The following is a 6,202-nucleotide window of genomic DNA, read 5'->3' as shown; positions in this document are numbered from 1 at the left end:
AGGAGAGCCGCTTGTTGACCGTCAGGGTGCGGGTGTTTGTCGGATAGACGTTGAACCGCTGGAGCGCAGGACGCCCGTCCACCACCAGATTGCGTAACTCACTGCGCACATTGCCGGTCGCCTTCAGCGTCCACTGGTTGTTTTGACAGCTCAGCGCAATTCCCTGGGTATGTTTCTCCGAGGGCAGATAACGCAGCAGCACGTCGTAACCCACGGCAAAACGCACCTTGCCTTTCTCCAGCTCCTGCTCCGGATAACTTGGCCGCACGCGTAGCCGGTAGACCTGCTCCTTATCAACGGGCTTAAGCGGCATAATTCGCACCTTTCGCTCTTCGCCATAGGGAATCACTAATTTTGTCGGCGAAAAAACCAGCGTCGGATCGCTTGCCCCTAATTCTTTAATTCTTTCCTCTTTTTGATCGCCCGGATTCGGGACGTGATAAAGTTCCAGCGTGACAAACTCATAAATTTGCTTGCGAGAATCTGTTTCTTCCGACGCAGCATCCTTTCGATACATCGATTTCACGGTAATATAATTTTCACGCGGCGTGTTTTCGCGGATTTCTTTTACCACCGGAAAAACTTCGATTGCGTATGTCTTGCAGGTTGAAAATAATCCCACCGCACAGAGCGACAGCACTCTCCATTTACTGAGCTTCACAATTAACCTCACGTATTTGCATTATTCCCTGGGTCAGTTTGACGTTCTCTTCCAGTAACGGACAAACGTATGCATTCCCCTCTTTTTTTACCGTCAACATCGTCAAACGCTCGTTGGTTTTAAGCGAGAAATCCCCGACAAATAGCCCTTCATCGTCAGACATGGCGTTGCCGCCGACTACCCTGGCATTGGCCAGCGGCGCGCCGTCCAGATAAAGCCGCCCGGTCACCGTCTGGTTTTTGGTCGCGGCGACTTTTACGGTATAAACCTGCCCCGGCGTTGCCCATCCGTTAGACACGGAGGTGCTCAGCTCGTAAAACGCATCCGTTTTGCCGGTGAAAACCTGCTCTATCTGCGGTTCCACTCTCTGGTACGGCGTGACGGTTAAGGTGGTTTTCTTGCCCCCTTTCACCACGACCGGCTCCATATTCTGGTTCCGCGCTTCAAAGTACTGGTCTTCCGGCAGGTCCGTGGCATCAATAATCATTGCCGCCGTGTTGTCGACTTTGCCCCAGGAGAAATCGCCATCGCCGATAGCAAAGCCGCCGCGCTGCGAGAGGTAGTGCTGGCGGTACTCGGAGTCATCCAGCGACTGGGTGATCCCCGCGGAGGTGTAACCGGTCGCGTTATCCATCACCACGCCCATGCTGCCGTTTTTCGAGTCGTTCGGGCCGTGGTTGAGGCTGGCGTTAACCAGATATTTGCCGCCGCGGTCGAATTCCGGGTTATCCACGGTGAGCGAATAGTCGGCGCTATAAATATTGTCGTCGCTGCTGCCGTCGTTAATGCGCGAGCGCAGATATAAAGACTGATAATGGTTATAGCTGCGCTCACGCATGCCTAATGAGAACTGGGCATAGAAACGGTCTTCGTTGCTGCTTTGGCTTGAAGAGTGATAGTCGTAAGTATTCAGGCCATGGTGATAGCCAAGGTCAACCCGCAAATTGAGACTATCGCTGAGCGTAAAATCGCGGTTCAGCGTGATATCCCAGCTTTCAGATTCATTTTTATTATTACGGCCATAATCCTGGTAGAGGGTATTGATGCCATACGTCACCCCCAGACCGACATTCCACGGTAGATAGGTATTGGCGCTAAACTGGAGCGTTGAATAATCATAAGAGGGCACAATCCCGTACTGGCGAAAGCCGTCTTCATCGCCGCGATAGCGGTTATCGCGGTAGTTCAGGTTGAAGCCCAGGCGCTCGTAGTTTTTATTGACCCCCAGCTGATAGCCCATGCTGTCGTCATTGCCGATAAGGCCATCGACGTGCAGCCGCTCAAGCAGCCAGCTGTTAAAGGGAATGTCCATACTCGCCGTCGCGTACAGCGCGCCGTTATCCGTCATCGCGCCGCTGCCAAGCGACAGCGCCGATTCGGTGGTATAGCCAAAAGCGAGTTCGGCAAAATTATTATCGCCGTAGTTTCGCTCGTCGACGCACTGGCTACAGCTACGGGACGACATCTCTCCCTGGAGACGATCGTAGCGACCCAATTGAATGCTGTACTCAATATCCCCCGCGCGAAACTGGCCGCTACGCTTGAAAAAGGGGACGATCTTCTCTTCCTGGCTGCCGTTTGCCAGTTTGGAAACCAGCAGCACGTCATAGCCGCCGCTGGGCCAGCTTGCGGTGTTAAGAGTCTGCATGCCCGCCGGGAACTGCTGAATGTCAATCATCCGGCCATTGCGATAGATCTCGACGGTGCCCGCCTGCGGCAAATAGAGCGAGACCGGCGATGCGGCACCGTCGACGCTACTACGATAGTGATCCGTCATGTAGCCCAGCGAGACGCCATCAAAACTGACGGAATTAAAGAAGCTGTAAGAGGCGGATGGCGTACTGCTAATCAGGTTATCGCTCAGGCGCTGACGCCCCAATTTAAAGCGTGTGGTATCTTTTTCCAGATAAAGCGCCAGTTCGTCGAGGCTAAAATCGATCTCTTTTGCGTAGCTCCACCCCCCCTTGATATAACTGTTGCCCGTCAGGCTCATCGTCTCGGTGGAGGTGACGCTCAGGCTATCGCCCCAGCTGTCGGAAAGATAATTCAGGTTATGGTAATGCACGAACCCTGACTGATTACGCTGAGTAATAAAAGCCCGCTCGTTCGTTTTCTCATTGGCGTCATACATCGACTCGGGGAAAATCAGCCGGATGGTACTGTCAGACTCGATCACGTTGACAATAATGTCATCGCCCGCGAAGCCCTGGCCGTCATTACGACGCAGCGGCTGCGACAGTTTTTGCAAAAGCGCCTGCTGCGTGAGCGACAGTTTCGGCATCCCCGGCGCCATCACCTGCTCGGTAATCAGAGCCGGCGAGACAAACAGAATGTCCTTGTTGTCGTACTCCACCGCCACAGAGCCAATAGACTGGTCAATATAAATAATGTTGAAAATGCCATTCTGCCTGGCTTCAAAAATATCCTCGAATCCCTTCGGCAAAGGAATATTTGCCGCCAGTGAAGGGTGTCCACCAGCGATCAGCGCAACGCCAGATAACAACACCCAGATTTTCTTGTTATTTTTCATTATTCCAGTCCCTGATATCAAATCACCGGCGTCACAATAAGCGTGAAGACGTTGCCATATCTGCCTTTGGTGTAATGTCCGGCAGTAAACTCCGTGGCAAATTTAATTTTTAAACCATTCACCGCCCGGGCCTGTGAGATATCGTCCAGTACCGGCACCTGTAGCGTCTGGCGCGAATCTGTTACCGCGCCCTGGAAAATAAAGCTGCCGATAAGCGGCATTTTGGTATTACCGCCATAGACCTGAGGCAAAACGAATTCGCTGTCTTCAAAGACAAGATCGGCCCGATCGACATTGCCCACCAAAAAGAAGTTCGATGAGGTTTGCTCAATTTTTTGTGATATTCCGTTGACGACTAATGGGAAATCGAGCCCATCAGAGGAGACCGGAATCCCCCTATAATAAAGTGTAACCCTTGCCACCGATTCAGCGGAAATATCAACTGAAAGCTGTGAATTTGGAATACCGTAGCTAAGTGGGCTCCACAAACAGAGCGTGAAGCAGATACAGGTAAAAAGGTTTCTGTTTATCATAAGCAATATGGGGTAGCCCGAAGGCTACCCCTTATCAGTAATTACGGATTTGCAACTACGTTTGCGTAAACAACGCCGGTGTAGTTACCCTGGCCCAGTGCGTCATAGGCTTTGTCAGAGACAAATTTGAAGACGACCGGCATTTCGCCGTGGGTACCGTTTGCGGTCAGAGCGTAGTCTTTAGAGTCGCCAGATTTAGCGAACTGCTGAGAACCCGCAGAGGTGATGGTGCTGATTTTGTAAGTCATGGAGTTCAGGGTACCGCCCTGAGTGCTGTACAGGGTGAAAGCATCGCCTGTTGCAGACTGGCTGTCATCCATCACCAGAGAAACGTCCAGTTTGGTAACATCGTTATTCCACAGCTTCAGCGTGTCGGTCTGTGCTTCCATATAGCCGGAAGCAGCCGGAACCAGCACAACGTCAACGTCGGTTACCGGCTTGCCGCTCGGATCAACGATCATCGCGCTGTCAGGTACGTTAGCGCTGACGTTAAAACGGGTGTCGTAGCTCTGAGGAGTAGCCGCCAGTGCGGAAGCAGACATAACCAGGCCAGCCAGAACTGACAATGCAACTTTAGTTTTCATAAAATAAATCCTTGGATACTAAAAATAGAACACAAATAAAGATATTTGTGTTTCCTTGTTTAAAAACAAACGTGCAATAACAATCGTGTAATAACGGATTCAACATCACATATTACGCAAACAAGGCTAAAGGAAAATTTAAGGTAATACCTGAAACGTTCCCTTAGTTAATCTCAAAAAATTTCACCCATCGGGGCGCGATTATAAAATAAGAAATTTAAAATGCCCGGGTGCAGCGATGCATTGCCGGGCAAAAGACGGTAAAAAGACATTAAAAAACGTGGTGATATCTCAGCGGTGACTTAGTCTTTAAGAATATTATGCCCAACCTCTTCAAAGACCGCGCGGCGTAAATCATCCTCAAGTTCTTTAATATTCTGCGGCAGATAAAAGTTCTTTTCCCCAACACACTGCTTCCAGTCCACGGTAGGCGCATACTTGATACCGATAAAAGCAATCTTACCCACCGATTCATCCGTTGAAATGACCCGACGAATCTTATCGCACATCCCGGCGTTGAGAAGACGCGGTGTCAGCTTAATACGATCCGGGTTGTCAGTTCCGTCGGAAACGATCACCATCACCTTACGCGAAGCGGTACCCGCGGCCAGATAAGGAACGCCGAGCAGTACGCCGGAACTCACCAATGTTCCCCCCTTCGCCGTCATATTCTTAATTTGACTGACCGCAGACATCGAAGAGGTCAAAGGGACTTTCCAGGAGTAACTGGCTATCAGGCACGTTTGCACGTCGTCTACATGATCCAGGGGAATGCGGATATCGTTCACCCTGCGAGGAATAGCCGCAATTGTCGCAGGTACATTCACAATCGCTTCCAGATCTTGCACATTGTCCATATTGAGAGTGTCATTAGGATAAGGGCCATTCGCCACAAACGGGAAATCACAGTACCCCCCTTCTTTCCCTCCCCAGCTGAAAGGAATAAAACCTACCTTATTGTTTATATTGTAGGAAAACAGCTCCCCGGAAAGCTGCAAAACAATCCTTTTTAGCTCATCAAGTTTTGTACTGCCGTCGAAGGGGTCATTCATTGAGCCGGAAAAGTCGGTAACAAAAATAACGTCCATGTTGGAACGATATTTCCGCGCCGCCCCGTTGTCACCCACGATGACTTCCTTATCGAAGCCAGGAAACAGCGAGGAAGAGAACCAGGACTCCTGTAAGGTTTGACCGCTGACCCGGTACTCTACGTAACTCATATTAGCGTTAGTCGCCGAACCGCCGCGCTTGACCACCACCTTTGGGGTGAAGACGTCGATCTCGCGGCGCATATAGGCGCGAAAGTAGTCTTTCGCCAGTGAATAATTTCGCGCGGCCCCTTCGCCATTGTCTTCCGCGGTCAGCGCCAGCGCGGCCTGTTCCATGGCGTCAGACAGCCTGGCGCGCTCGCTGACGAAGCGCGCTCCGTCCAGCCCCAGCGATGCCATCCCCAGTAAAAAACCGGCAAGCATCACAAAACTTATTGCATAAACCCCACGTTCATCCGCGGAGAAACGCTTTAGCAGCGTTAACATCCTTGCGCGCACAGACATAGTTGCTCCTTCTCTTCCAGTTGCATCCTCAGCTTTTCTTCTCGTCCATCGAGGCAAATAAGAAAAGGTAAAACCGGCGGGCGGTATTGCGAGACCCGATTTCCCCCTCGATCCCGGACGTAATTCAACCCGCCGGAGAATCCGGGCCCCTCGCTGTTGATGTCAAAAATTTCGACCTCCAGCAGCGAACGCAGCGTTGGGCTATAAAACAGCATCTCATTGATCGCTTCGGCCAGCCGGGACTGCGAGGCCTCGGCGGAATCAATAAACACCACCGCTTTCGGCTGCGCCATCACCGCCCACGGGCAAAACAAGAGGGCACACAGCATTCGCTTCATGCT

General features: G+C 51.4%; 6 protein-coding genes. All 6 read right to left on the bottom strand.

All coding sequences use genetic code 11. From position 1 onward, the window contains the following. A partial coding sequence (locus ENTHG_RS25710; RefSeq protein ID WP_044181643.1) for a hypothetical protein occupies positions 1 to 661 on the bottom strand: 661 nt, incomplete at its 3' end. After that, positions 648 to 3,191, bottom strand: a complete 2,544-nt coding sequence (locus ENTHG_RS15735; protein ID WP_044181640.1) for a TcfC E-set like domain-containing protein — start codon at positions 3,189 to 3,191, stop codon at positions 648 to 650. The genes ENTHG_RS25710 and ENTHG_RS15735, both read right to left, overlap by 14 nt. A 17-nt stretch (positions 3,192 to 3,208) precedes the next feature. Next, entirely contained in the window at positions 3,209 to 3,724 is a 516-nt protein-coding gene (locus ENTHG_RS15730; protein ID WP_044181637.1) for a hypothetical protein, read from the bottom strand. A gap of 41 nt (positions 3,725 to 3,765) precedes the next feature. Further along, complete coding sequence (locus ENTHG_RS15725; protein ID WP_044181633.1) at positions 3,766 to 4,308, bottom strand: hypothetical protein; 543 nt, start codon at positions 4,306 to 4,308, stop codon at positions 3,766 to 3,768. A gap of 302 nt (positions 4,309 to 4,610) precedes the next feature. Then, positions 4,611 to 5,861: a TadE/TadG family type IV pilus assembly protein gene (locus tag ENTHG_RS15720; RefSeq protein WP_044181631.1), complete on the bottom strand. Its 1,251-nt coding sequence runs from the start codon at positions 5,859 to 5,861 to the stop codon at positions 4,611 to 4,613. Beyond that, the gene (locus ENTHG_RS15715) at positions 5,837 to 6,199 is read right to left on the bottom strand and encodes a hypothetical protein (protein ID WP_052332725.1); all 363 of its coding nucleotides are present in this window, start codon (positions 6,197 to 6,199) and stop codon (positions 5,837 to 5,839) included. Before ENTHG_RS15715 ends, ENTHG_RS15720 begins: the two co-directional genes overlap by 25 nt. Between the last annotated feature and the right edge of the window lie 3 nt (positions 6,200 to 6,202).

This window comes from Phytobacter massiliensis JC163, assembly GCF_000321045.1.
Lineage (GTDB): Bacteria > Pseudomonadota > Gammaproteobacteria > Enterobacterales > Enterobacteriaceae > Phytobacter_A > Phytobacter_A massiliensis.
Note: the sequence above shows the minus strand (reverse complement) of the source record. Positions and strands in the feature narration are given on the sequence as shown.

Coding starts and splice junctions, on each gene's coding strand:
- ENTHG_RS15735 (WP_044181640.1), bottom strand. CDS start 3,191: ATGAAAAATAACAAGAAAATCTGGGTGTTGTTATCTGGCGTTGCGCTG.
- ENTHG_RS15730 (WP_044181637.1), bottom strand. CDS start 3,724: ATGATAAACAGAAACCTTTTTACCTGTATCTGCTTCACGCTCTGTTTG.
- ENTHG_RS15725 (WP_044181633.1), bottom strand. CDS start 4,308: ATGAAAACTAAAGTTGCATTGTCAGTTCTGGCTGGCCTGGTTATGTCT.
- ENTHG_RS15720 (WP_044181631.1), bottom strand. CDS start 5,861: ATGTCTGTGCGCGCAAGGATGTTAACGCTGCTAAAGCGTTTCTCCGCG.
- ENTHG_RS15715 (WP_052332725.1), bottom strand. CDS start 6,199: ATGAAGCGAATGCTGTGTGCCCTCTTGTTTTGCCCGTGGGCGGTGATG.